This window comes from Psychrobacter pygoscelis (assembly GCF_004335015.1).
GTDB classification, from domain to species: Bacteria; Pseudomonadota; Gammaproteobacteria; order Pseudomonadales; family Moraxellaceae; genus Psychrobacter; species Psychrobacter pygoscelis.
On the sequence record NZ_RQRU01000002.1, the window covers coordinates 807,375 to 834,292 of the forward strand.

The 26,918-nt window shown below is 44.8% G+C and carries 21 protein-coding genes; 17 read left to right on the plus strand and 4 right to left on the minus strand.

The window, feature by feature from the left end; translation table 11 throughout:
• Positions 1-66: 66 nt before the first annotated feature.
• Positions 67-3,135 carry a response regulator gene (locus tag EGV92_RS08090; RefSeq protein ID WP_131668690.1) on the minus strand — a complete coding sequence of 1,023 codons (3,069 nt, stop codon included), beginning with the start codon at positions 3,133-3,135 and terminating at the stop codon, positions 67-69.
• Between the two features lie 184 nt (positions 3,136-3,319).
• On the opposite strand from EGV92_RS08090, the gene fmt reads away from it, so the two are divergent.
• The 15 genes from fmt to EGV92_RS08165 all read left to right on the plus strand — a co-directional run bounded on the left by fmt (position 3,320) and on the right by EGV92_RS08165 (position 19,807).
• A complete protein-coding gene (gene fmt / locus EGV92_RS08095; protein ID WP_131668691.1) occupies positions 3,320-4,441 on the plus strand; it encodes a methionyl-tRNA formyltransferase in 1,122 nt (373 codons plus the stop codon).
• Positions 4,438-5,952: a transcription antitermination factor NusB gene (locus tag EGV92_RS08100; protein ID WP_131668692.1), complete on the plus strand. Its 1,515-nt coding sequence runs from the start codon at positions 4,438-4,440 to the stop codon at positions 5,950-5,952. The genes fmt and EGV92_RS08100 overlap by 4 nt, the downstream gene beginning before the upstream one ends.
• Positions 5,953-6,247: 295 nt before the next feature.
• A complete protein-coding gene (gene thrC, locus EGV92_RS08105) occupies positions 6,248-7,678 on the plus strand; it encodes a threonine synthase (RefSeq protein WP_131668693.1) in 1,431 nt (476 codons plus the stop codon).
• A 501-nt stretch (positions 7,679-8,179) separates the two neighbouring features.
• Complete coding sequence (locus EGV92_RS08110; RefSeq protein ID WP_131668694.1) at positions 8,180-9,310, plus strand: LysM peptidoglycan-binding domain-containing protein; 1,131 nt, start codon at positions 8,180-8,182, stop codon at positions 9,308-9,310.
• A 364-nt stretch (positions 9,311-9,674) separates the two neighbouring features.
• The gene (dprA, locus tag EGV92_RS08115; protein ID WP_131668695.1) at positions 9,675-11,006 is read left to right on the plus strand and encodes a DNA-processing protein DprA; all 1,332 of its coding nucleotides are present in this window, start codon (positions 9,675-9,677) and stop codon (positions 11,004-11,006) included.
• 66 nt (positions 11,007-11,072) lie between these two features.
• On the plus strand, positions 11,073-11,720 hold the full coding sequence (locus EGV92_RS08120; protein WP_131668696.1) for an L-threonylcarbamoyladenylate synthase: 648 nt from the start codon (positions 11,073-11,075) through the stop codon (positions 11,718-11,720).
• A 155-nt stretch (positions 11,721-11,875) separates the two neighbouring features.
• On the plus strand, positions 11,876-12,394 hold the full coding sequence (locus EGV92_RS08125; RefSeq protein WP_131668697.1) for a GbsR/MarR family transcriptional regulator: 519 nt from the start codon (positions 11,876-11,878) through the stop codon (positions 12,392-12,394).
• A 151-nt stretch (positions 12,395-12,545) separates the two neighbouring features.
• Positions 12,546-12,881 (plus strand): hypothetical protein, encoded by a 336-nt coding sequence (locus EGV92_RS08130; RefSeq protein WP_131668698.1) that lies wholly within the window; start codon positions 12,546-12,548, stop codon positions 12,879-12,881.
• 390 nt (positions 12,882-13,271) lie between these two features.
• Entirely contained in the window at positions 13,272-14,198 is a 927-nt protein-coding gene (locus EGV92_RS08135; protein ID WP_131668699.1) for a TIGR01777 family oxidoreductase, read from the plus strand.
• A 501-nt stretch (positions 14,199-14,699) separates the two neighbouring features.
• Positions 14,700-15,080: a DoxX-like family protein gene (locus EGV92_RS08140; protein ID WP_131668700.1), complete on the plus strand. Its 381-nt coding sequence runs from the start codon at positions 14,700-14,702 to the stop codon at positions 15,078-15,080.
• 130 nt (positions 15,081-15,210) lie between these two features.
• Complete coding sequence (locus EGV92_RS08145) at positions 15,211-15,681, plus strand: DUF2269 family protein (protein ID WP_131668701.1); 471 nt, start codon at positions 15,211-15,213, stop codon at positions 15,679-15,681.
• A gap of 22 nt (positions 15,682-15,703) precedes the next feature.
• Positions 15,704-16,588 (plus strand): Rossmann-fold NAD(P)-binding domain-containing protein, encoded by an 885-nt coding sequence (locus tag EGV92_RS08150; protein ID WP_131668702.1) that lies wholly within the window; start codon positions 15,704-15,706, stop codon positions 16,586-16,588.
• Positions 16,589-16,782: 194 nt separating this feature from the next.
• Positions 16,783-17,598 (plus strand): fatty acid desaturase family protein, encoded by an 816-nt coding sequence (locus EGV92_RS08155; protein WP_131668703.1) that lies wholly within the window; start codon positions 16,783-16,785, stop codon positions 17,596-17,598.
• A gap of 23 nt (positions 17,599-17,621) precedes the next feature.
• Entirely contained in the window at positions 17,622-18,056 is a 435-nt protein-coding gene (locus EGV92_RS08160; RefSeq protein WP_131668704.1) for a thiol-disulfide oxidoreductase DCC family protein, read from the plus strand.
• A gap of 659 nt (positions 18,057-18,715) precedes the next feature.
• Positions 18,716-19,807: a metallophosphoesterase gene (locus tag EGV92_RS08165; protein WP_131668705.1), complete on the plus strand. Its 1,092-nt coding sequence runs from the start codon at positions 18,716-18,718 to the stop codon at positions 19,805-19,807.
• Between the two features lie 393 nt (positions 19,808-20,200).
• On the opposite strand, the gene EGV92_RS08170 is transcribed toward EGV92_RS08165, so the two are convergent.
• On the minus strand, positions 20,201-20,380 hold the full coding sequence (locus EGV92_RS08170) for a hypothetical protein (RefSeq protein ID WP_131668706.1): 180 nt from the start codon (positions 20,378-20,380) through the stop codon (positions 20,201-20,203).
• A gap of 1,159 nt (positions 20,381-21,539) precedes the next feature.
• Between EGV92_RS08170 and grpE the strand changes: the two genes are divergently transcribed.
• Entirely contained in the window at positions 21,540-22,169 is a 630-nt protein-coding gene (gene grpE, locus EGV92_RS08175) for a nucleotide exchange factor GrpE (protein WP_131668707.1), read from the plus strand.
• A gap of 242 nt (positions 22,170-22,411) precedes the next feature.
• Positions 22,412-24,364 carry a molecular chaperone DnaK gene (gene dnaK / locus EGV92_RS08180; RefSeq protein WP_131668708.1) on the plus strand — a complete coding sequence of 651 codons (1,953 nt, stop codon included), beginning with the start codon at positions 22,412-22,414 and terminating at the stop codon, positions 24,362-24,364.
• Positions 24,365-24,488: 124 nt separating this feature from the next.
• On the opposite strand, the gene EGV92_RS08185 is transcribed toward dnaK, so the two are convergent.
• Complete coding sequence (locus EGV92_RS08185; RefSeq protein ID WP_131668709.1) at positions 24,489-25,349, minus strand: methyltransferase domain-containing protein; 861 nt, start codon at positions 25,347-25,349, stop codon at positions 24,489-24,491.
• Positions 25,350-25,381: 32 nt separating this feature from the next.
• Positions 25,382-26,584: an 8-amino-7-oxononanoate synthase gene (locus EGV92_RS08190; protein WP_131668710.1), complete on the minus strand. Its 1,203-nt coding sequence runs from the start codon at positions 26,582-26,584 to the stop codon at positions 25,382-25,384.
• Positions 26,585-26,918 lie beyond the last annotated feature (334 nt).

A 26,918-nucleotide genomic window follows, 5' to 3' on the forward strand; every position in this document is an offset into this window, starting at 1 on the left:
TTTGCAAAACCCTAGTCGTTGTCAGCTAACTGCTAGGGTTTTTTAATAACTAGAATTTGTCATGTTCTAATTAGTGGGGTTAGGGTTATGCAAAAACTGCTTAAGCACAGTGGAGAGCTTGTCTTTATTCAGTGGCTTAGCGAGGAAGCTATTCATTCCCGCTTGCAGGCAGGCATTGCGGTCCTCATCCGTGTCATTGGCGGTTAGCGCAATGATAGGAATGTTATTGTTATCAGCACGGATCTGTTCGGTGGCGGATAGACCGTCGAGAATAGGCATGCGGCAGTCCATTAAAATTAACCCAACTTCGTTAGGGTATTGATTGAGAGTCTGGATTGCTGCTGCGCCATTTTCTGCGACGATACTACGGTAGCCAAGCTTTTCAAGTACTTTGCAGGCGACTTTTTGATTCATAGGATTGTCCTCAGCTACCAAGATTAAAGGAGAGTCAGGCTGAGTAGAGTGAGCGTTAGAGACCGCGTCATCGCTGACGACATTAGAATCAGAGTCATACTTTATATCTGATTTATCTGTGTCACTAGGTGGTAAAGAAGGCGTAGTTACCGTTGGCTTGGCATTAACATTGCCATTGTTATCAATATCGCCATTATCCTTGAGGTTATCAGCCTCTCCTTCTAAAGAGGCGAGGAACTGATTTAAAGACGCTTGAGCGTCGTTAGCGCTGGCTTGGCTGTGGCGCTGCCAAGTCGCTTGAGAGAGGCGGCTTATCTCTGAGATTAAGTGGCCCACATCTAATGGCTTGGCTAAGTAGCCATCGAATTTTTCAATAGTCTGAGAGGCAATACCACGCTCTGGCATCATACTGACGAGTATCTTAGGTAATGCTTCGTAATGAGCAAGCGGTTCAAGCTTGCTAGTGTCACTTTGCTGATACAGCTCGTAATCGATAAGTAAAATAGTCGTTAAGTTCGCATTAGCGGCGTTGGTTAATTGCTGGGAGACACTCTGAATGCTTGAATCATCAATGCTAGTGCGAAAAATAGCAGGAATGAGTAAATAGTTACAGAGTTGGCTTAGATAATGAGCGCTAATCTCTTGCTGAACAAAAGCCACCAAGAAGGTAGATGATAAGTCTGTATTAAAGAGATAGACAGGCTGGTAAGAGGGTGTGACTCTAGGCAAGCATAAGCTAAAAGTGCTGCCGACATTAGCGGTGCTGTCTAAATGAATATAACCACCGAGTAACTGCGCAAAATTATTGGAAATAGCCAATCCCAGTCCTGAGCCACCATACTGCCGACTGATAGAGTCGTTGGCCTGATTAAAAAAGGAGAATAGTTTCTTTTGTTCTGCTTTTTCGATGCCAATACCTGTATCTTTCACACTAAAGCACAACCACTGCTGATCGTTGTTGGTTAATGGACAGTTTGCCGCTGGGTTAGGGGGGCCTGAAGTCTGAGCAGAAGCAGACGACAAATGCGCAATAACGCTGCTGTTGGAAGCTAAGTAGGTTTGACTGTGGGACTGGTTATAAGGATAGGTCTGTGAGGTTAGCAAAGCGTTACTGGATGCACTATTGACACCAGAATAGTGCTTATGGGCTTTACTAGGCGGCACATAGCGCGAGTCATCTGCCATCATAGGCTCAATAATCAGCGCCACATACCCTGATTGGGTAAACTTGATGGCATTGCCCACTAGGTTCATGAGTATCTGTCGCAGTCTTCCGGTATCTGTCTTTAGGTATCTTGGACACTGCGGATCAAAGAAATAATGTAGCTCAATGCCTTTTCGTCGAGCATTGCCTACCATCAGCTCACAGACCTGCTGACACAGGCTCAAAATATCGACCATTTCTGACTCGATTTTTAGCTTGCCCGCATCCATCTTTGCCATATCTAGCATACTGTTTAGCATGGTCAGCATAGCTTGGCTGCTCTGCTTTAGCGTCGCAAGAGTCTCTTGTTGCTCAGCCTCTAAATTGTCAGAACTGAGCAACTCCATCATGCCTATCATGCCCGCAAGTGGGGTACGAAGCTCATGACCCATGACTGACCACAGCTGCTCGAAGTCAGTTAAGCGGGTCTGTTGGCGCTGCAGCTGAGAATAAGCGTCATTGATTTGCTCTGTAAACACATTGATATTGCTCAATAAAGCAGTAAATCCATGAATCTGACCATGCTCTCCAAACCAAGGCATAATATGCAGCTGATAGGTTTGATTGTCTTCTAAACTTTTGACTAAGAGCGTTCGGGTCACTCGCTGAGCGCTGAGCTTGGTTAAGGTTTGGTGCGTGGCTTTATCGATTCCAGTAATAAAGTCGGTTAAGGTATAAGCGACACCGCGCTGAAAAGAAGTGGCAAAAACTTGCTCAAAACGCTGGTTGAAGAAGCTAATCTGACCATGGCGCTTGATAGTCAGCATCGGTAAGGGTGAGTGATCAATCAGTCGATCCAAGCGATGGGTTAATAGCTGAGAGCGGCGGTAATTTTTATGCAGATGGTAGTTGATTCGACTTAGCGCATGGCCCATTCGCAAAAACTCTTTTGTGGCATTGGACTGGGTAAACGTCGGCGGCGAATAAATCTCTTTAGAGTATAAGGAGAGACCTTCGGTGTATTGAATCAACTGCTCCCACTCGTAGCGCCGCTTCAATACCAAAACCAGATAAATCATCAATAAAGTAAAAGCTACTAATAAAGGCAGCCAATAGCGTAAGGATGTCCAGTGGATAGTAGCAGGCGGGTGATATATGTTGACATGGATTTGATAACCATTCTCTAAGTCTATCCAGCCAGATAACTTGGCATTATCGATCGTGTACTGATTGTCCTGATGAAGAGGGGTAGGCAGTGGCAGTGAGCTGTGTTCACGATTGTCTTCATCAGAAAGGTAGTAGTTATAAATAAAGGTCTGGCCTGAAGGGGCCATTGCCATCAGCTGATAGCTAACATCTTTTAAAAATGGCTTTTTTAATAGGCTTTTCAGCTGGGATTGATTGCTGACATCATGGTCTTTTATCTCATGAACTAAGCGCAAAAATAGAGTCTGGCTACGTTGATGCTGCTGTTCTATAACGGTGATATAAGCCAAATAATAATACATTGCCAACATAACCGCGAGTGACAAAATATAGAATCTAAATATGCGTTGTAAGGAGGGTTTTTTTTTCATGAAAGTATCGGACCCGTGAGTCAAACGCAGTGTATGGCAATGTAATAATGGACTTAGTATAGCATTGTCTAGATAAGCTCGGCATCGCAAAGATTGAGCCGTAGCGATATAAGGCAAACTGCCCTATAATGCAAGCATTAGTATTCATTCAACAACCTTGATCATCATCAATTAGCCTATGACCATGACGCACCCCAACCGTTCTAATAGTGCCACCAAGCTTAGCAATACCTCTACGGCTAACGCATCAGCGGTTAGACGCCGAGTAATATTTGCTGGAACGCCAGAATTTGCCGCCAGTAGTTTGCAAGCTCTTATCGACAAGCAAGCTGAATTGAATCTTGATATTGTGGCGGTATATACCCAGCCCGATCGTAAAGCAGGCCGTGGCCAGAAGCTAACTGCCTCACCAGTAAAGACCCTAGCATTGGCCCATGATATCCCAGTAGAGCAGCCTTCAACCTTCAAGAAATCTACAGACGAAGGCAAAGTTTCACGTGAAACTTTAGCCAACTATCGACCAGATATTATGGTGGTCGCGGCTTATGGGTTGATACTTCCTACGGGCGTTTTGGCGATACCGACCTATGGCTGCTTGAACATTCATGCCTCACTATTACCTCGCTGGCGAGGCGCTGCACCTATTCACCGCGCTATCTTAGCGGGTGATGATAAGACGGGCATTACCATCATGCAGATGGATAAAGGGCTAGATACTGGAGACATGCTTTACAAAGCTGAATGTGCTATCTCAGTAGAGGATACTACCGCAAGCTTACATGATAAGTTGGCAGAACTTGGTGCACAAGCCATTATTACTGTGCTCAAAGATTTGGATGGTTATCAAGCGAATGCTGAGCGTCAAGACGATAGCTGTGCCAACTATGCCGAAAAGCTGAGCAAAGCCGAAGGTGAGATTGACTGGCATCAACCCGCCGATACCATTGAGCGGCAAATTCGCGGTATGTATCCCTACCCAAGTACTTATACTTTTTTAAAAGAAGATGATAAGCTCAAGCGGGTCAAGATATTGGCAGCTATGCCAGTCAATCAGAGTCAAACCACTGTGGCACAGCCTGGTAGCATTATCAGTGTGGGAAAAAATGCTATTTTGGTCGCTTGCGGCAAGCAGCAGCAAGCCGATGACATGGCAACTACCTTGCGATTGACCGAGCTACAATTTGCTGGAAGCAAAGCTGTCACTGCTGAGCAAATATGCCATGGCAACCAGCTAAACGACGGTGATAGCTTTCAGTCATCAATGCCGCAGGCGACGGATCATAAAATAGGGCGTGATGAGATATGAGCAAGCTAGGGGTCAATGTTAGGGCTAAGGTGATTGAGACACTGCTCGCCATTCAGCAAGGTCAGTCTTTGAGCGGCTTATTAGACCCGCTACTGAATAGTCTAAGTGGTGACGATAAGGGCTTCGCGCACGCGCTGCTACTCACTACATTACGTCAATGGCATGCGACCAGCAGGCTGCTCGACTCATTAGCTGACAACCCCATTGAAGAGCTGGCAGTACGAACGACCATTCAAGTCGGTTTTACCCAGCTGCTATATCTACAGGTTGCCGATCATGCGGCCATCCACGAGACCGTAGAAGCGGTAAAACAGCTTGATCTGGCGCGCGCGTCTGGTCTAGTCAATGCAATATTGCGCAAGGTCGCTAAAAATACCCATAAGTTCCGCAAAAAATGCGATAAAAATCATAGCTTACCCAATTGGCTGGCTCAGCGGCTGAAGACGGACTGGCGTGAGCAGTACAGTAGCTTGACACTAGGTCTACGCCAAGCAGCGCCGATGTTTTTACGGGTTAATTTGCTCGAATCTGATGCCACCACCTATCTAGCAGAGCTTAATGAAGCAGACATCAAGGCAGAGGTTCTCACGCTTTGCACCGGCATTAAGCCAACTGCCAACTGCTCTGATACTGCACAATCTGAGGGGCTAACTGTTCGCCAAGAGGTGATTCATCTGCAAGAGAGCGTCGCTGTAAGTCGATTGCCATATTTTGCTGAAGGCATGGTCAGTGTTCAAGATGCCCATGCCCAACTGGCTGCCCCCATCATCCACAGCTTGATTAATCATAAGGTTACAAGTCAAGAAGATAACCAACCACGCTCATTAAGGCTACTTGATGCTTGCGCGGCACCAGGTGGCAAGCTTGCCCACTGGTTAGAATTACTTGATTTGGCGCTTAGTGACAACACCATTAATAGTGATAAGTTTCACGTGAAACAAGCCAAGCTACCTGTGAATCAAGTAAGTCTAACCGCTATCGACAATGAGTCAGCACGGATTACACGTATCTTTGAGAATTTAGAACGGCTGCAGCTACCAAGAGCAATGTCCAAGCGCGACTTAGACTTGGACATTGTCTGTGCCGATGCGACGCAGTGGCAAGTCAAGCAGGCAGAGCAGGCAGGCTTTGATGCTATCGTGTTAGATGCGCCTTGCACTGCGACAGGTGTCATCCGCCGTCACCCTGATATTACTTTGCTGCGCAATGAAGCCGATGTCGCGCAGACCGTCACGTTGCAAGCACAAATTTTGGACAATCTGTGGGGGCCGCTCAATACTGGCGGTTACTTACTGTATATCACCTGCTCTATTTTGAAGGCCGAAAATGTCGAGCAGATGCAGGCATTTTTAAGCCGTCATAACGATGCGATGGTTGTTCCCTTTGCTGGCGAGGACTGTAATTGGGGAATTGAGCAAGCCATTGGGCGTCAATGTCTGCCGGTCTATCAGGATGAGGACCATAAAGGTGGTGATGGTTTTTATTACGCCTTGCTGCAAAAGAGTGCGTAAAGATGGGAATAAGCTGACCATTATGTAGTGCTAAAATAAGCGGCGACCTGATATCTTCTATTCTATGCTTGCCGTAAATGGTATTGCTTTTGATAAATGGTTAGCGATTTTAAGAAGTAACAGCAAGATTAGTTTTTTTATATTAATGATAAGTTATTGATTTTATTATATTTAATAATTAGTAAGTAACACTTCGTATGTCTAAAGGATGAGCGAATAGTTGTAACTTAGTGCGTTTGTCCTCCCTATCCGAAGCCAAAATAGCCAAATAATTCGTAATTTATAGGATGATTCGATGAAATATATCAGTACCCGTGGTCAGACAGCACCGATGGACTTTAGCGACGTACTCTTAATGGGATTGGCCCCTGACGGTGGCTTAATGTTGCCTGAGTCTTACCCACAAGTAGATAGCGCAACGTTAAATGACTGGCGGCAGATGAGCTACCCTGAGCTGGCATTTGCGATTATGCGCTTGTTTGCTACGGATATTGACGAGGCTGACTTAAAAGATATCGTTGAGCGTACCTATACCGAATCGGTATTTGGCACAAGTGATATTACCCCAGTTCGTAAGCTTGAAGATAACCTGTATATTTTGGGATTATCCAATGGTCCAACGTTAGCGTTTAAAGACGTGGCGATGCAGTTTTTGGGTAATGCTTTTGAGTATGTACTGAAGAAAAAAGACGAGCGTCTGACCATTATCGGAGCGACCAGTGGTGATACTGGCAGCGCGGCAGAATATGCGCTACGTGGTAAAGACAATATTGAAGTATTTATGTTGTCGCCGCAAGGTAAGATGAGTGCCTTTCAGCGCGCGCAAATGTATAGCTTAACTGATGACAATATTCACAACATCGCCATTAAAGGTATGTTCGATGACTGCCAAGATATTGTCAAAGCTCTACAGCAAGACGCTGATTTTAAAGAAAAATACAGCCTAGGCACCGTCAACTCAATCAATTGGGGCCGAATTCTAGCGCAGGTGGTTTATTACTTTAAAGCGTATTTTGCAGTAATGGATTCAGCTGTGCAGGATAGCGATAAAAAAGTAAGCTTCTGCGTGCCCTCGGGTAATTTTGGTAATATCTGCGCCGGTCATATTGCTCGTGAGATGGGATTACCTATCGATCGTCTCATCGTTGCCACCAATGAAAACGATGTGCTCAATGACTTTTTTAATCAAGGCGCTTACAACCCGCGTCCTGCCGATAAGACCTATGTAACATCTAGCCCGTCAATGGATATCTCCAAGGCCTCTAACTTTGAGCGCTTTATCTATTTGCTTCTTGAGAGAGATACAGACCGCGTCCATAGCCTATTTGATGGGGTAAAGTCTGGTAAGGGCTTTGATTTATCTGATGTGATGCAGACGGTTAGTTCGCGCTATGGCTTCGCAGCAGGTAAATCGGCGCATAGTGATAGGCTTGCGACGATCAAAGACTTATATGACAATTATAATGACCTTATCGATCCGCATACAGCTGATGGCGTCAAGGTCGCGCGTGAGCTTCAACGTGAGGATGAAATTATCATTTGCGCCGAAACTGCATTGCCAGTGAAGTTCGCCGAAACTATCTTTGAGGCTGTCGGTCCGATAGATATTGAGCGTCCTGAGCATACTAAGGGTCTTGAAGACTTGCCGCAGCGTGTCGTCGAGCTTGACAATAAGCCGAGTCTGGTAGCCGATGAGATTCGCAAAGTAGTCGCTCCCAGCGCTTAAGTTTAGTATGACTAGCATTTGTAAGCGACAATATCAAAGATAACTTATCAATACTTTAATGGACGAGTTAATGTGTTATTAGAGCTGAGCACTGCTAAGATTGCACTGGCTGATAGCTTCAATAGCTGGTGCATTTATTCTACTAAACTTTAACGAAGTGCTGCTGCGAGCGATGCAAGTTTATCGTCAATTCTGTAGAATGAGTATTCTTAACAAGAGTCGCTGAAATTAAAGATAATTTTGCCAAAATATTCGAGATTGTGACTGTCATTGTGCTATTGTTAGACATATTGTAAATTTGATCAAACTGTTGGTCAGTTAAGGTTATTGATAGCGGACTGTTTTAAGTGCTAAAGCTAGCGTAGAGCTATCATCAGACCATCATTATGATGGCGTAATTGGTCTACTGTTCAATGTGAGCTATCGAATCATACGCTGTCTATTAATCAATCATGGTTACTCTAGCAGGTCACAGCCTACTTTATGGATAAAACATCAAAAATGACTAAATCCCTAAGCAACAATACAGTAAAGTCGCCATTATTTAGACGACTATTGGCCGCCAGTATCGCTGGTGCTATCCTGACGACGGCTTTGACAGCCGTCCCCGCTAGTGCTAACAATCCTGAGCCGACGATTAAGGCTGACGCACCCAATCGCTATACAGTCAAAAAAGGCGATACGTTATGGGACATTTCTGGACGTTATCTAAATAGCCCATGGCGCTGGAAAGAGATTTGGGCGACCAATAGACAGATTAAAAACCCGCATTTAATCTATCCTGGTGATACGCTTATTATGTGTATTATCCAAGGTAAGACTCTCGTCGGTGTTGATACTGGCGAAGGCTGCGCTGGTATTGAAAGACAGCTAAATGCGCCGGCGCCTACGCAGTCCGTAACCATCACTGAGTCAGCAAATAGCATCCCGCCAATTCCCCTATCGGCTATTCGGCATTGGTTAGACAATACGCTTATTGTGAACCCTGAGGATTTTGCTACCACACCTTATGTGTTAGCTTCTAAAAACCGTAACTTAATTACTGCCAAAGGTGACAAAATCTATGCCAAAGGTGTGCCTCTTATCGTCGGTCAGCGCTATGGTATCTATCATGAAGGCGACCCATATGTCGATCCTAAGACGCAGCAGGTTATTGGTCTAGAGGTCACTCAAGTTGCGGCAGGGGTAGTCACCTCAGTCGCGGCTAATGGCGTATCAAGTATCCAGTTGACGGAGACTTTGGGTAAGGAAGTCCGTGAGGGTGATAGAGTATTCGTTGAGCTGGGTAATAGCGTACCACCAGTATTCTATCCTGCCCCTGCCAATGTCGATCGCGGTGGTCTTATCGTTCGGGTTATGGGATCGATTGGCTCAGCTGCCAAAGGTAGTGTGGTCGCCATCAATCTTGGCAGCAATAATGGCGCTAAGCCTGGGGATGTGTTGACGGTCTATCGCCGAGGCCCTATGGTTCGTGATATCAGAGACAATGACGCTGCGGTTCGATTACCTAGCGAGCCTGCAGGTATGGTTATGGTATTTAAGAGCTTTGACAATATCAGCTATGCCTATGTCTTAAGCTCAGAGCTGCCATTAAATAAAGGTGACCAGCTATTACCCCCACCTAATTTATAGTTTGCAGCGGCTTTACTAGGGTCTGTTCAGCCCTGAAACAGACCCTAATCTATGAGATATGATTGGACAACATAAAGGCAAGTTCGCATTTAGCAATATTGCCCTTTAACGAAGTCAAAGTAGCTTTTCATCAAACTTTGTGAGTTTCTAGATGCTATGTAGCCCGTGCATAATCATCTGTGCATAGTCTTTGCAAGAGAGTCTTGGAACGTCTAATTTGATCGACAAAGCTTATGTTAAATCTCGTGAGTCAAATGACAATATAGCGCAAAAGTGAGAGTACAACTATTTGTAAAGAATAGACGGCTAGCAATAGCCTCGAGACTGGGTGAGCAAATCAATTTAATCTATTAAAGTGGTGCTAATGAAGCTACCTATATCGCGAATATTGACCCCTGCAGCGTCGTCTTTACCGATATCTTCATCGGCACCCTCTTCATCGTCTTCTTTGACAGCGGCTCAACGTGATATTCTGATCTTATGGCATCAAGTCAACGCTTCGTTATCGGCCTATGCCAAGCTTATTGATACTTTTGGCTCAGCGACTGCCGCGTTATCTGCATCACGCAGTGATTGGCAGTCGCTAAATCTTCATCATAGACATCTGAGCCGATTTGATAAGCGCAGCTTAGCTGAACAAGCCACCGCCGCGACTGAAGAGGCATTAAATAAAGGTCAGTACCATATCCTCTTCAAAGGCGAGCCTGAATACCCCGCAAGGCTAAATCAACTTTATGACCCGCCGCCGATACTATTTTACCGTGGTAATCTTCTCAGACTGCACGAAGCACAAATTGCTATTGTTGGCACACGAAAGCCGACACCACAAGCACTAAAAATAACCTTTGATTTAGCGCAGTATTTAGCACAGGCAGGTTACGTCATTACTAGTGGCCTTGCTATGGGCGTTGACAGACAAGCCCATTTAGGTGCGTTGGCGTCAGCAGAGACTTCGGCATTGGCAGTAGACAACGATAGCTACTGTGGCCGGACTGTTGGGGTGATGGGTACGGGGATTGATGTCTGTTACCCCAAACACCATGACGATTTATTTGCACAAATTATCCACCAAGGCGGCTGCTTAATCTCAGAGTTACTGCCAGGAACGCCGCCGAACAAACATACCTTTCCTCGGCGTAATCGCTTAGTAGCGGGGTTGAGCCTCGCCACTGTCGTCACCGAAGCCGCTGTTAAGAGTGGCTCGCTGATCACAGCTAGGCTGACCTCAGAGCAAGGCAAGCAAGTTTTCGCGATTCCCAGTCATATCGATAATTCCAATGCTGAAGGTTGTCATCACTTGATCCGGGAGGGAGCGACGCTAGTCTATCACCCTGATCAAATCATTGAAGATGTCCAGATCCAAGAGGGGCGATCACCCCGTGCAGCCACCTTAGTAGCTCGTCAAAAGCAAACCAAAGATCTGGCTAAAGTATCGGGTACTTCAAATTCGCAGTCGGCTTCTGACCAAGCAACAAATAGGGCATTTGACGATTTGCCTAAGTCGGCCCCTACTAGCCAAGTTGATATACCAGCACACTTAACCCAGCTTTTCGCGCAGTTAGACTGGTCAGGTCAAGACTTGGATGCACTTATTGCCGCCACGGATCTGGATACGCCAAGTGCACTTAGTCAGTTGATGGAGCTAGAGCTTTTGGGCGTCGTTACTCAGCAAGGTGGCCGCTATTTTCGGGTATAATCGCCGGTACTGTGCTTACTGCATTTCTTAATCCTACTCATTTTGCTTTTACTATTAAGCCCTGCTATGCCAACTTCAAATGATATTAACGCGACTCACTCTACTGCCAGTAGGATAACTCGGTCCGCTACTGAGGCCGCCGAGATGTTGAGGCAAGGGGCTTTATTGGCTTATCCTACTGAGAGCGTCTGGGGTATTGGCTGTGATGCTTATTGTGAGGCCGCCGTTATGCAGGTGTTGACCATTAAGCAGCGGCCTATGGATAAAGGCATGATTGTTATCACTGATAGCGCCGAGCGCATCACAGCGTTGCTGGCCGGACTGTCAAAGTCACAGCGTTCACAAGTGGTGAGTAGCTGGCAAGATAATCATCGGGGGGACTTGCAGCAAGCCCAGACTTGGCTGCTACCCGTACCTTCTAGTCTAACGGTATCTGTCCCAAAATGGATCACGGGTCAGCACCCGTCAGTAGCCGTCCGAGTTATTACTCATCCGCTAATCCGCCAGCTTTGTGCGCAGTTGATTAGTGAGAGCAACCCCTTCGGCTTTATTGTTTCGACCAGCTGCAACCCATCAGGGCAGCCACCTGCGACCACCATTAATGAGGCGTATGGTTATTTTGGCAAGCAAATTGGCTACCTTGATGCACCGACTTTAGGCTACACGCAGCCCAGTCGGATTCGTGATGCATTAACAGGACAGACTATTAGATAAAGGGGTAACGTATGATTGTGATAATTCAATTAAGTAGATTTTAGTTATTTCATTATTGACAGAAATAAAAGAATAGTGCATGATGGTTGGTATCAACTGTATTTATTATTAATATTTACTCTTTAGTTCGACCCATTAATAAGAAGATCTTAGTCATGAAATTAAATCCAGCGACAGAAAAGTTTATCCTACATTGGGGTGAGATGGGCACCCAATGGGGGGTGAACCGAACTATGTCGCAGATTCATGCATTACTATATATTATTGGTAAACCGTTAAATGCTGAACAAATTACTGACACCCTAGGGGTGGCTCGCTCAAATGTCTCGACCAGTATCAAAGAGCTTCAGAACTGGGGACTGGTTCAAAAAGTCTCTATTTTGGGCGATCGCCGTGATCACTTTACCACCAATACCGATGTTTGGGAGTTGGCACGAATCATTGTAGTCGAGCGGCAAAAGCGTGAATTAGAGCCGACCGTTAGGTTCTTACAAGAGCTGATGGACAGTCCTGAATTTGATCAAGAGAATAAAGAGGTAAAATCACGAATTCGGGAGACCGAAGAGTTTGTTAACACGCTTACTAGCTGGTCGTCAGAGATGCTAAGACTACCGACCAGTACTCTAAAACGTATTTTAAAGCTTGGCGCTAGTATTAAAAAGTTCTTACGGTAATCACTACCTATTAAATAAATAAAAAATTTACTTATATGTTTCAGTATTAACAGAAATTTATAAAAATATTGAAAGTTTTGATAAACTTAAGTTGTTGGAGCAAGGCAGTTAGTCTTATCTCTATATAGTACTACCGCCATGGAGCCACAAGATGAAGGTCATCAACCGCGATAGTCATCACTTAGTAGGTAATGCGTTGAGCGATACAGATGCCGCTAGTATGCAATTGTTTCAGGACGAACTAGCCTTTACTCAGCCGGTTCAAGACCCCCAGAGTACTAATGATAAGGGTTACCCTACGTCTAGTGTCATTATGAAATATCTATTTTTTGGTGGGCCAATCGGCGGCGGGTTAATAGGGCTGCTAATAGCGATTTTTTTTGGCAATGTTGCCGCTGTGATCATCATTCCCATCGCCATGAATTTATGGGCTAGGTTTAGGTCTGATTCCGGCGCTACTGACAGGAATTGGAGCAGCATATTTTAAGCTGAAGCGCAGTTATAAAGGTTTGGGCTGCGTAGCTATTCTAGGAGCATTGATCACTATTATTTATGCCGCCTTATTTGTGATTTGGGGTCATGTTGGACCAAATTATGCTGCCATATTAGTTGCGAGCGTAGTATTGGGTGCGCTAAGCGCCCTACTTACTGGTTTATTTTCTTTACCTAAATCACTGATTCATTCGGCTGGATAGCCGCCAAGTGTTTAAGTCAGTGCTAGATCTAATATTCACAGCAATGGGTTTAAAGCTTGATTCCTCTATATTTGCAGGGCACTAGTGCCTAAAACGAGCTTTGACAACGACTAGAAAAGAGTCCACGATATTTATAACGGAATACATTATTTTAATGGCTAGAATCAAACAAGGAATGACTTATGAACATCTTAATAAGTGGTGGTAGCGGATTTTTAGGCAGTGCTTTTAGTGACTGGCTGCAGTCAAATACTGGAATGCCTGTTCATATTACTTGGCTCACCCGTGATGCCAGTCAAGATCATCCTGATTATGTTGCGATGATGAGCTATGACGAGTTACAAACGACAGCGCTTAAATTCGATGTCATTGTTAACTTGGCAGGAGCTGGGATTGCAGACTCGCGCTGGTCAGATGAGCGTAAGCAGCTATTACTAGACAGTCGGCTTAAACCTACGCAAGCAATTCTTGACTATATCGCTCGTGTAGAGGTGAATCCTAAGCTATTGGTGAGCGGTTCTGCAATTGGCTGGTACGGAGCACAGGGACAAATGCCGCTTAATGAAGACAGTGGCTTTAAGACAGATTTTGCCCACGAGCTTTGCGCTACTTGGGAGCAATTGGCTATGAAAGCGACAGATTTTGGCGTACCTGTCGCCATCGTTCGCACTGGTGTCGTTATCCACCCTGAGGGCGGGATGCTGGCCAAACTGCTGACCCCATTTAAAATGGGTGCAGGCGGCAAGCTCGGTAACGGTGAGCAAATTATGAGCTGGATTAGCCGGACAGATTGGATTCGCGCTGCATGGTTTATCATTCAGCAGCAACTCTCCAGTGCATCTGCAAGTGCAGAAAATGAGTCTGCGAGTACGACAGTTTATAACCTCACCTCACCCAATCCGATAACCAATGCCACTTTTACCAAGGCGGTAGGCAGCTGGCTTCATCGGCCAACAATTATGACTATGCCCAGTCCTGTACTAAAGCTGATGTTCGGTGAGATGTCGACATTGCTAATCGATGGTCAAAAGGTGCTTCCGCAGGCGCTTCTTAAGGCAGGGTTTGTCTTTGAGCAACCAACAATTAAAGAAGCACTTGAGGAACAGTGAGTAGAATAGAGGGATTTTACTGATCGATGAATGCTTTGTTTCATGTGAAACACTAATTAATAAGTTATGATTGACCAATCTAAACTAGCATCAGGCAACTATGAGTGAGAGTCAATAAACACATTTGTTCCACGTGAAACAATATAAAGTGTCCGTAATTGTATAGTTTGATATACAGGTTAACTGTAAAAGTTAGTAGTCAATAAGGGCTGATAAAAAACAGCTAAATCAGCACTGATTACGGTTATCACAAGACCGAGACAACGCTATCAAGTAGCCCTTATTTATCACGTAGGGTCACCATAATCTTCGCAGTACTTGATGGTATAAGCGCTGCGTTATCAATGGACTCATAGCACTTTTTAAGTATTGACTTGTTTTTTACCATAACACTTCATTATTGATAGAAATAAATAAAATCTATAGAGCAATGGCTATAACTAACTAGGATAGCTATTACAGTACTGGCAGGTTATCAATGTAGACAGTCGAGGCAGCGCTATGCTATTACCAAAACCTCCCAACTATTTATACCTCAGTGTAGCAACGCTATGGTTATACAGTGGCATTGTTCCCGTATTGTTCGCACCAGTACCTTCACTTGAGATGTTGATGCGATTAGGAGTAGCGACGCCTTATAGAGTGCCACTATTTATAGTAGCAGCTATATTAGACGTCACGTTGGGCCTACTGATTTTGACAAGGAAATCCAACCGTGCTTGGCTATGGTTATTACAGTTTTTTGTGGTAGCAGGTTATAGCATTATTGTTGGTGTGGCATTACCAGAGAACTGGATACATCCTTTTGCGCCTTTGATTAAGAACATTCCCATCATGGCATTACTATTTTATTTGTATCAAGTGCATTTATTTAACTATTAATTTTTAACTATTAATTTCTATTTGTACTGAAATTTATGAATAAAAATACTGCGAACTAAATAGTAAATCGAGTGACTCGTTTATGCGTCATAGCTCGATCGGATCGAATAGCACTAGGAGGCAATAGTTTATGACACTCTATCTCATTATTAAGACCTTACATATTCTATCTGCCACTTTAATTATGGGAACGGGATTGGGAACGGCGTTCTATTTATTTGTCACCAACCGTAGTGGCAGTATTCCCGCCCAGTCGGTGGTGAGTAAATGGGTGTGCAAGGCTGATTGGTGGTTCACGACCCCTGCTGTAGTATTTCAGCCATTATCAGGGTTATGGCTAGCCAACTATATTCAGATGCCCCTTACTGCCACTTGGATTTGGCTCTCCTTTGCTTTGTTTGTCTTTGCTGGACTTTGTTGGTTACCCGTAGTGGTCTGGCAAATAAAGATGCGAAATATTGCTGCCGAGACGCTAGATAGTGAGGCTTCCGAGCTACCAAGTCGCTACTGGCAATTGGCGCGGCGTTGGGAGTTACTCGGCTACCCTGCATTTAGCGCCGTGATTATGATTTTCTTCTTAATGGTCATAAAGCCAATGTAATATTTATGAAGGAGTAATGGGTGTGACTGCTAGTAGCAAAACCAGCAAAACCAGCAAAACGATATTATTGCTAGGCAGCTCGGGATTTATAGGTCAGCAGGTAAGGCTACGCTTAGCTGCAGCAGGCGGGCTATTGCGCCTGCCACAGCGCCAGCAAATTGACTTCACTAATCTAGATATGTCTAGTATCGCCTCATTACTTCAAGGTGTCGATGTGATTATCAATATGGTGGGCATTATGAGTCAGAATAATACATTGCTAGAGCAGGTTCATCATCACGCACCGCGGCAGATTGCCGCACTCGCTAAGCAGGCTGGCGTTAGTCACTGGATCAATCTATCGGCTTTGGGTGCGGCGGCCAGTCACAAGGTCGCCTTTGTCGGCAGTAAAGGTCGCGGAGATGCGGCATTAGGCCAGTTAGCAGATGATAACTTTCAGGTCAGTGTGGTTCGACCATCCCTTGTATTTGGTCGCGGCGGTGCCAGCTGTGAGTTATTTATCAAGCTTGCTCGCTTACCCGTATTGGCCATGCCAAAAGCTGGCGGCTATAGCATTCAACCCGTGCATGTCGATGATGTGGCACAAGGTCTAACCAATCTAGCTCTCGGCTCGGCCTTTAATGCAGCAGCGACCACGATTCCCTTTACTGGAGCAGAGGTATGTACGGTCGCGCAATATATCCGTATGCTACGGCAAAACATCTATCAGCAGCGTACTCTGACGGTATTATCAGTGCCGATGAATGTCGCTAAAGTGGGCGTTACCATACTCAGTTGCTGCACCGACAATATGATTAGCCTAGATAGCTTGACCTTACTAACAGAAGGCTCAATAGCCAGTAATCAAAAATTTACTGAGTTATTAGGGCGCTCCCCTTTAGGCTATCAATCCTTCATAAATAGATGATCCACATAATTTTATAGGGATAAAGTTTCACAGGAGCAATGTTTTATAGAAGCAATGTTTTATAGGAAAAATAGCTTTATAAACTTCAGTTTTGACAGAAATAAAATAACATTGATTGTATTGAAGTAGGGCTCTAGCTCTCTTTTCACGGCTTGCTAACTATGTAGGGTTTACCACCTATTAAGGAGCACATCATGCAGCATCCTTCGCTCACCAATATCCAGTGGCAAGATCTACGCGCACTAACGCCAGTTGAAGCCACTTATAACGTGGTGCTGTCCTTTCCATTTTTGTTATTGTCATGGTATTCGGCACTGCAAAGCTGGTGGCTAATAGCTTTAATTGCTTCATTTTTCTTTTTTACTGCGGCGTTAAGGCAAGCGCACGATTGCTATCATCGAACGCTTGGAGTGAGTAAAGGTGTCACTGAATTCATGCTATTTGCATTGAGTGTCACCATGCTGTGTAGTACCCATGCGATTCGCCAAACTCATCTCAACCATCACCGCGACCCACTTGGTGATAGTGATGTCGAGGGCAATTGGGCGCGCTTGCCTTGGTATCAAGCTATCCTAGGTGGTGGCTTTTTCTCTATTGCCATTCAATGGTTTGGTCTTACTCATGGCAGTCGGCGTAGTCGTTTGTTGGTAATCGTCGATATGCTGCTCATCGTAACAGTGATCTTGGCAGCACTTAGTACTCGACATCCTGTGCTCCTCTATCATGTGCTAGTGATGATAGTGGCGAATATGCTGGTCGGATTCTTTGCGGTTTGGAGTGTGCATCACGGTTGTGACGAGGTGGTGTATGCTAGAAGTGAGCGCCACCCACTGATTAACTTATTGACCTTCAATCTGCTGTATCACATCGAACACCACCTGTTCCCTGCTGTCCCCACCAATCATCTGCCAGAGCTTGCCAAGCGCTTAGATGCAGAAGCGCCGCAGTGGACGCAGCAGCCTGTAGTACCGCCTGTCAGCAAATTAAGCCGACAACCCCATGCTTTTTAAATGATAACCTTAGGAGATAAGCAATGACTATTCGTACTACCGCACCTATCACTATGTACTTTGACGCTGCCTGCGTCGTGTGCAGTACCGAAGCGCAAAATATGCAAGCACGCAATCCAAGTGGTATTCGCTTAATGCCAGTGGATGAGGGTATTGATGAGCTAACGGCGGCTGGCTTTAGCCGTGCTGAGGCCATGACTTATCTTTGCGTACGAGGTGGCGACGGCAACTGGTATACGCATATGGATGCGGTCAGGCAGTTGTACACAACTGGCGGCGTAGCTTGGGCTAAGTGGCTTTATTTGCCTGTGGTAAAACAACTCGGCGACGTCGCTTATCCCTTTGTCGCGCGCAATCGCTACCGCATTCCGAACTGGGTGACCCAGCTCATTTACGGACAAACAGTGATGAAGCATTGTAAGGATGGCGTTTGCAATGTGAATCCGGCAAAGCGTTGATTAGCGGCGTCTTGATTTTAGGGAGATGAGCATCAGATTGTTCAATGAATTTTTCTTTAAGCAACAGACGGTAACTAGCGTAATGAGTGCTACTAGCACAGATAAAAAACTACCCGTAAAAAGAGTGCTAAAGAAGCTAGATAAAAAAGGGTCATGGTATTCACTGATCTTTAACCATTCTTTGGTTATAAAGGTAGCTGCCATGCCGGCCCAAATCTCTGGCACTATGAGCAGTTGTAACGCTGATTTGATATAGACGCCTTTGAGCATAGCGTCACGGAGTCTGAGCATCTTTATATTGATTAAATCTAGCCACCCATAAATAGGATAAAAATAGCAACGCCAACTAGGATGCCGCCGATACTTGCTAGCGACGATGGGAGCAATATAGTGGTCTAAATAAAGCTAGTAATCGCATTTATACCCACCCAAAATGTCCAAAATCTCCAACGAATAGTCATCCAATAGCTCTCCTGTATCCTGTATAGATACGGCCGCCCTGTGTAGATACGGCAACCTAACGGCGATAAGAATACGAAACGCGTGAATATTTCGAATGCAAACCTTATGAAAAATTAGTGAAATTCACTTGGCTATCCAGCAATAAGAGAGATTGTGATCTAAGATGGTGCTACCTACCTAATGACGATCCTTAAACCATGTGGTTATTATTTCTTCTTACCCAGCTGCTCGCCCTCGTCACTACCGTCATCCTTTGGTGGTTTTGTCAACCAAACAAGACTGTCAGTAAAGTTATCTTAGTAGGTAGCATTTTTATAATCAGCAATAGCGTTTTATTTTATTTCTTTAATGGCTTAGGGCATGAGCGCTTCCGCATTTATCTAATATTTAGCATTTTGCAAGGCTTTATGGTCTATGCAGCCCTCCTTACTGCTATCATTGCGCTTATTTATTGCAAGCTACTCAGACAGCCTGTACGGCCTAAGCTTGCTCGGCTAATAGCTTTAGCCATATACGTGAGCATCGCTGGACTCGCTGTATTTAATGCATATTCTCCTGTGGTGAAGCGGCTTACCGTCAGTACCAATAAGCCGTTGGCTAAGCCTATGACCATAGCCTTGGTGTCGGACACCCATCTAGGCAAATGGTTTGGCAATCGGCAGATAGACAACTTACTGGCACTAATTAATGAGTCGCAGCCAGATGTCGTGCTGCTGGCAGGCGATATCATGGATGACACGACAATCTATTATGACAAGACTAATATGCAAGCGCGCTTCTCCAAGCTTGAGGCGCCGCTTGGCGTCTATGCCGTACTGGGCAATCATGATTATCTAGGGTATCAAGATGAGATTGCTAGAGAAGTCACCAAGGCAGGGGTTAAAGTGCTAGATGATGAGGCGCTACTATTAGATGGGGCTGTATGGCTGGTGGGGAGGCCCGATGATAGTGACCGAACCAGACTGTCGGCAGAGGCATTACTGGCCAAAACTAAAGCGGATGAAGGGGCTGAGGCAGATAAGCCGGTAATATTTTTGGAGCACCGCCCATCACAAATTGAAGCGATCAGTAAGTTGCCGATCGATTTGCACATGTCAGGGCATACCCATGGTGGTCAGATATTTCCGCTAACGACTATTATGCGCTTGACTCGGCCGCTAGCTTCAGGGAGTAAGATAATCAACGATACCCAATTTGTGGTGTCGTCAGGCTTTGGTATCGGTAGCGTCCCTTTTAGATTGGGTACACGCTCAGAGATTTGGCTAATTACTCTACAACCCGCCAGCTAGCTCCCATGCTCCCACGATGCTTATAGCTGCCGCAATGCACAGTTAGGCAAGGGATAGATTAACAGCGTTGCTAATAGTCTACGGGTACTTGATAGCACTGACGGGTAAATAATTACTTGCTGTCGTTATAACGTGGCTGAAGCGATTGGGGGACTAATTAAGTTTTTTAAGCTAACTGTGGCCCACTCTAGATTTAAATCGCTTTATTCTAAAGAAACCTTCTCATCTCCTAATCTGCTTGGTAGTCAAGCCATAACATCAGTAAGAGACATCAGTAAAACACCAAACCTCAAAAAGCCGATTAAGTATCGGCTTTTTGAGGTTTGGTACAAGTGAGAGCTAGAGACTGATGACAGTCTCTAAAATCTCTGTAGCCCTTAGTGCATTTATGCTTTAAATGCCTGCTGCTGCTTTAAAGGCCTCTTCATCATAACTGTCGTCATGGGTCACGACAATGGAGCTACCTACATTTACGTTTACCCACTTTACCCCCTGAATATTGCTGGTCTTTTCTACCAGCTGGTCAGCGGCATCTTTACTATCAATAGCGTGGTCGTATTTAGTTTGTGCCATATTGGTCTATCCTTAAAGTTATAAAAGGCTTATATCTTAGCCTTGAGTTAATTTATCTTAATCCAGTGACTTCTAATAACATCCAGTGATTTACGATGTTATGTCTATTGATATTAAGAGCAACGCTCTAATCAATTTATATCAGTCACCACCACTGATTATTAGCTATAAATCTTTATTTGTTTAGGGACGATTTGAGCGCTTAAATTGCTAATCAAACTAAGCTTCAAGCCCAAATATCAGCTTTAAATAAGTCATCAATATAGACTAAACCCTTGATGTAGTAAGGTTTTAAGCGTAATAGTGCAGTAGCTTTATTACCATAGCAAAATCAGTGGCGTACCGATAGTCTCTTTATCAGCAAATTAGCCATTTAATCGTTTTTTGAGTTTTTCTGTGTTTACTCAGTGGTAGTTTCGGACCACGCTCCCGTAATGATTTTACTTTTTATAGGGGGGTTGACAGGTTGATAATAAGAAGCGGCTGCACCAAGCGATAAAAGGCATCAATAATGTCCCTAACTTCTTGCTGCCTATCTCTATGAGCGCTCATAAAATGCAAAAATCCATGCGGCGCACCGTTGATAGTGTAGTCCAGGTGGTGCTTTAAGTGCTAAAGCTGTCTGAGGTGATGATACGTGTGATTATAAGACGATACGTGTGATTATAAATAGCAACTAGCGAAGCCACGAATAACATAGCTATATATCAATAAAAGTTGTATCAATAACTTAAAGGAGTGGGTCAATAAAATAATATAGTGTGGCTATCTATATTGATGATTACTTTGGTCAATAGGATGTTAAATGGCAAAACATTACCAAAATGCTAACAAATACTCTGAATCAAGGCTTGAAATATTGCCTGATGACCTTTATCAATCATTTAACGAGATAGAAGCGTACATAGCGAGCCAAAAGCGCAGATTAGCAATGCTAAGTCAGTGCTAGCATTATTTGGATAGATTTTTTATTGTTAATAGCAGTACATTGCTTGGTACAGCAGTACAGGTTGCGCTTTGTATTACGCTATGACACAACCCATATATGACAGCGCCTATAAAATCTACGTGGTGAATAGCAGTAGCTACCTTACGTAGGGTTGTTTTTCACCGCTAAAGTTTGCCTTATATAATTAGTATTCATTCAACAGGAGTAATCATGAGCGAACAACCTTCACAAAATCAGCCCAATCATCAGTTTGATACCGAGAACCCAAAAGCGGCACAAAGCAATATAGAGCGTGAGGGCACAGTGCTTGAGCAGACCCTCGAAGAGTTTGATCCTACGCAAAATAACGGCGAAAAAACCACGATCGATAATGAGATCGACTTAAGCGCCTATGAAGCTCGAATTGCTGAGCTTGAAGGTGAAGTGAAATCAGCCAAAGAAGGTCAAGCTCGCGCTAATGCGGATGCTTATAACGCGCAAAAGCGTATGGAGCAGGAGACTGAAAAAAGTCGCAAGTTTGCGCTACAAAAGTTCGCCAAAGAGCTGCTAGAAGTGGTCGATAATCTAGAGCGCGCTATTATCAGTGTGCAACAAGATGACGACGCGGACGATGCTATTATGGAAGGCGTCAAGCTTACGCACAAAACCTTCTTAAATGTCTTGAATAAACAAGGTGTTGAAGTCGTCAATCCAGAAGGTGAGAAATTTAATGCTGATTTTCATGAGGCGGTAGGTATTGATCCTGACGCTGCTGCCGATACCGTCGGTGAAGTTTTACAAAAAGGCTATACTCTAAATGGCCGCTTACTGCGCCCAGCCATGGTTCGAGTGGGTCAGTAGTTAGTTTTTAAGCACGGTAATAACAAAAAAATCACATAAAAGGCAGGATTTACTCAGGTTATGTCTTGAAAAATCCACCTTTTAAACCGATATAAATAAATAACAAACGAGGGCGTTAACCATGTTGTGGATACATCTTGTGAAACACGGCAAGTTGACGATACCTTTATTACCGAAACAACTCATGCCTTGCATGAATATTTAATAATTTAAATAGTAATCAAAAATTGGAGTAATAATATATGGCTAAGACAATCGGTATTGACCTTGGTACGACCAACTCCTGTGTCGCTGTAATGGAAGGTGACAACGTAAAAGTTATTGAAAATGCTGAAGGTACGCGCACTACTCCTTCTATCATCGCCTATAAAGACGGTGAGACACTAGTCGGTCAGTCTGCTAAGCGTCAGGCGGTCACTAACCCTAACAACACTTTATTTGCTATTAAGCGTCTAATCGGTCGCCGCTTCGATGACAAAGTGGTTCAAAAAGACGTTGGTATGGTACCGTACAAAATCGTCAAAGCAGACAATGGCGATGCTTGGGTAGAAATTAACGGCAAAAAAATGGCACCGCCGCAGATTTCAGCTGAAATCCTACAAAAAATGAAGAAAACAGCTGAAGACTATCTGGGTGAGAGCGTCACTGATGCGGTAGTTACCGTACCTGCTTACTTTAATGACTCACAGCGTCAGGCAACTAAAGATGCAGGTAAAATCGCTGGTCTAAATGTAAAACGTATCATCAATGAGCCAACCGCTGCTGCCCTTGCCTATGGTATGGACAAAAAGCAAGGCGATCGTACTATTGCTGTCTATGACTTAGGTGGTGGTACCTTTGACGTGTCAATCATCGAAATCGCTGACGTTGATGGTGAGCAGCAGTTCGAAGTACTGTCTACCAACGGTGATACTTTCCTTGGTGGTGAAGACTTTGACTCAGCATTGATTGAGTTCTTGGTTGACGAGTTCAAAAAAGAGCAAGATTTCAACCTAAAAGGTGACGCGCTAGCGATGCAGCGTCTAAAAGAAGCTGCTGAAAAAGCCAAAATTGAGCTATCAAGTGCGCAAAGTACTGAAGTGAACCTGCCTTATATCACTGCAGACAGTTCAGGTCCTAAGCATTTGGTGGTTACTATCAGCCGCTCTAAGCTAGAAGCATTAACTGAAGCGCTAGTACAGCGCACTATGGAGCCTTGCAAAATCGCTCTTGAAGATGCTGGCCTGAAAAAAGACGATATCGATGATGTCATCTTGGTCGGTGGTCAGACTCGTATGCCATTGGTTCAGAAAAAAGTTGAAGAGTTCTTTGGTCAAGAGCCACGTAAAGACGTGAACCCTGATGAAGCGGTAGCTGTTGGTGCGGCGATTCAAGGTGCGGTATTGTCTGGTGACAAAACTGACGTATTGCTACTTGATGTGACTCCGCTAACCCTAGGTATTGAGACTATGGGCGGCGTAATGACACCGATCATTGAGAAAAACACCATGATCCCGACCAAAAAGTCGCAGGTGTTCTCAACCGCTGAAGACAATCAGCCTGCCGTAACCATTCAGGTCTATCAAGGTGAGCGTAAAGTTGCTTCCCAAAACAAATTGCTTGGTCGTTTTGACTTGACGGACATTCCACCAGCACCACGTGGTCTACCACAGATCGAAGTGACCTTCGATATTAATGCTGATGGTATCATGAACATCTCTGCCAAAGATAAAGGTACTGGTAAAGCACAAAGTATCCAAATCAAAGCAGACTCTGGCTTGTCAGATGAAGAAGTCGAACAAATGGTCCGTGACGCTGAAGCTAATGCGGCTGAAGACGAGAAATTCGCAGCCCTAGCGCAAGTGCGTAACGAAGCTGATGGCCGAATCCATGCGATTCAAAAAGCCATTAAAGAGGCAGGTGATAAGGTCACTGATGAGGAGAAGAGCACAGTAGAGTCTGCCATCTCTGAGCTTGAAACTGCAGCGAAAGAAGATGACCATGACGACATCAAAGCCAAGCTTGAAGCACTAGACAACGCATTCTTGCCAATCAGTCAGAAGATCTACGCTGAAGCAGGTGCCGCTGGCGGCGCTGAAGGTGTTGATCCAAGCCAGTTCCAGCAGCAAGGCGCTGATCAAGGCACTACTGCCAATGGCGCAGACGATGATGTGGTAGATGCTGAGTTTACTGAAGTAAAAGACGACGACAAGTAACTAATGACTTGCTAGCCTAGGTTAAAATCCTTTTGGGCTAAGTTAAAAGTTAAGTCGTGATAATAAAGCCGCTCCTATAGAGATAGGGGCGGCTTTTTTGGTCTAAAGTTAACGATAAATTTAGCTAAGGCTTTACGGCGCTGATGATGAGTGCTTCGTAGGTCAGAGACACGCTATCTGTATTACCACCTATATTGTCAGCTTTATCGTCATTAGGGTAACTAAACCGTTGGCGATATTGTTGATCGAATCTCGCCAGTCGACTTTTATTCCAAAAGTTTTTATCTCTTTGTTGGGATGTAGGGGACACAGCCGAGGCAGTAACACCGGTATTCTTAAGGTGGCGTAGCACTTCATACGGCGCTGTAAAGCTGAGCGTACGCCTATGAGGAAGGCAGTGAAGTACCTGAAAGCCAGCTTGATGCAAGGCGGCTTGCCACTGCTCAGCGCAGGGATAATCTAGTCCTTGGCCTGTCAATGATTTTACCTCATGAAAGTGCTGCGGGGTAAAGGTACTAAATAGCAGCTGACCGCCACGACGTAGTTGATGTGCAGCTTGAGTGATAAAATCTAATGGCTGATCAAACCATTGAATAGCGTTGGCACTCACTATTAGACTGTGGCCGCGCCCTAAGGCGCTGGACTCATAATCTGTGACTTCACCATCGCCGATATAGACCGTGGCAGCAGGGATTATCTGCTGCAAAATATCGCTATGAACTTGACACAGCTCATTAATAATCCAGCACTCTGACTGGATGGATTGTGCGAGCATGCGGGTAAGCTGGCCACTACCAGCGCCAATCTCCAAGACACTCTGCTGCTTGGGCGTCATGATTAACGCTGTCAAGCGTTGACAGATCTCTTTTTGAATAGCGGCGTGTTTATCATAGTGCTGGGCACGGGCAAAGCGGGTGGCAATAAGACGCTTTCGAGGGCTAAGACCGGGTTTCAGAGTAGTATCCTTACCATGGCGCTGTACCATGGTCTTTTGCGTGGGTTGGTAAAGTATTACTATTAAAGTGCGGCTATCAATGCTTGATGCTCGCCATCATCAATAGCTGCATTTAATACCAGACGAATCCGTGCGCTACCTTTGGGTACAGTAGGTGGCCGGATAGGTAAGGCATAAAACCCAGCTTCACGTAGCTCAGTCGCTTTATTGACTGCGGCAGCATTACTGCCCAAGATATAAGGCACAATGTGTGAGTCTGATGGGCAGTCATTCGAGCTAATTTGGTTGATAGCCTCTTTTAGAGCTGCTGAGAGTCTGGCTAGTCGCGCGCGCTTGTAGGTGTAAAGCGGCATCTTAGACAATATAAATCGGCTCCAAGCATGGTTGATTGGGGGCAGCGCCGTACTATAGATGAGCGGGCGCATGGTATTGATGAGCCACAATCTTACGGTAGGGTGGCAGAGCACATAAGCACCCATTGAAGCCATGGCCTTACCAAAAGTGCCAATGAGATAATCGATATCTGTCAGCGTAGCCGTTTGTTCTGCTAGGCCAAGACCAAAATGCCCGATAGCGCCGACAGCATGAGCCTCGTCCACATACAGCTCAATACGCTCGTCGCTACGCTTGATAGTCACTAAGTCTTTTAAGTCTGCAAAGTCGCCATCCATACTAAACAGACTTTCGGTAACGATAATAATGCGCTCATAATCCTCATTGGCTTTAGCAAGTAATTGGCGCAAATGATGATGGTCGTTATGGCGATAACGCTTATAATCGCAGCGGCTTAATTGAATTCCTTCTATAATACTGGCATGCACCAGCTTATCCGCCAAGATAAGCGTCTTTAAAGGTAGCTTTGTGAGGGCAGGTAGTAAGCCAACATTGGCATGATAACCACTATTAAAGACCAATGCTGCGCGCGGGCAGGATAAAGAAGAAATAGAGCCGTTCGCTGATACGGCTAAATGAAACCAGTGGACAAGGTCTTGCTCTAAGCCGTCGGTCTGCTCATTATTGCCGGTTAATAATCTGGATGACGAGGCGCTAAATCTTATGCTATTGACGTCAGTAGTCTGCCAAAACTCGTCTATTAATTGATTATCGGCCGCCAGACCTAGATAGTCATTGGATGAGACGTTAATAAGCCGCTGTTGATTGGCGACTATATAGCGACCGTCATGGTGCAGTGGCGGTATAGCTCGCTGCTGGTCGGCTCGGCTTAGCTCGGTCAGTTGGTCTTGATAATCATCTAGAGCAGTCATGGTCGAGGCTCAATCAAAAGGAAGTGAATAAAAATTAGAGAGTAGCGCGTCCGTGAGCTAAAATCACTAATGAAGTAGCTTATTATATATTGCTAATGCCTGCCTTTATAAAGATCCTCTTTATATTTAGCCAATGGATAGCAATTTAACCAGCGATTGATAAAGACTTAACCTATGATTGTTGCGTAATTGCACAATAACGCGGTAAATGTAACACTTAATTTCATAAGCCCGTCTTTGTAACTATTCAAACCATAAACAATTGCAAAACTTAACGCCCAACCTATCAAACACTGACAGAGTGCTCGAAATATTTTGTTACTATGAATTCATC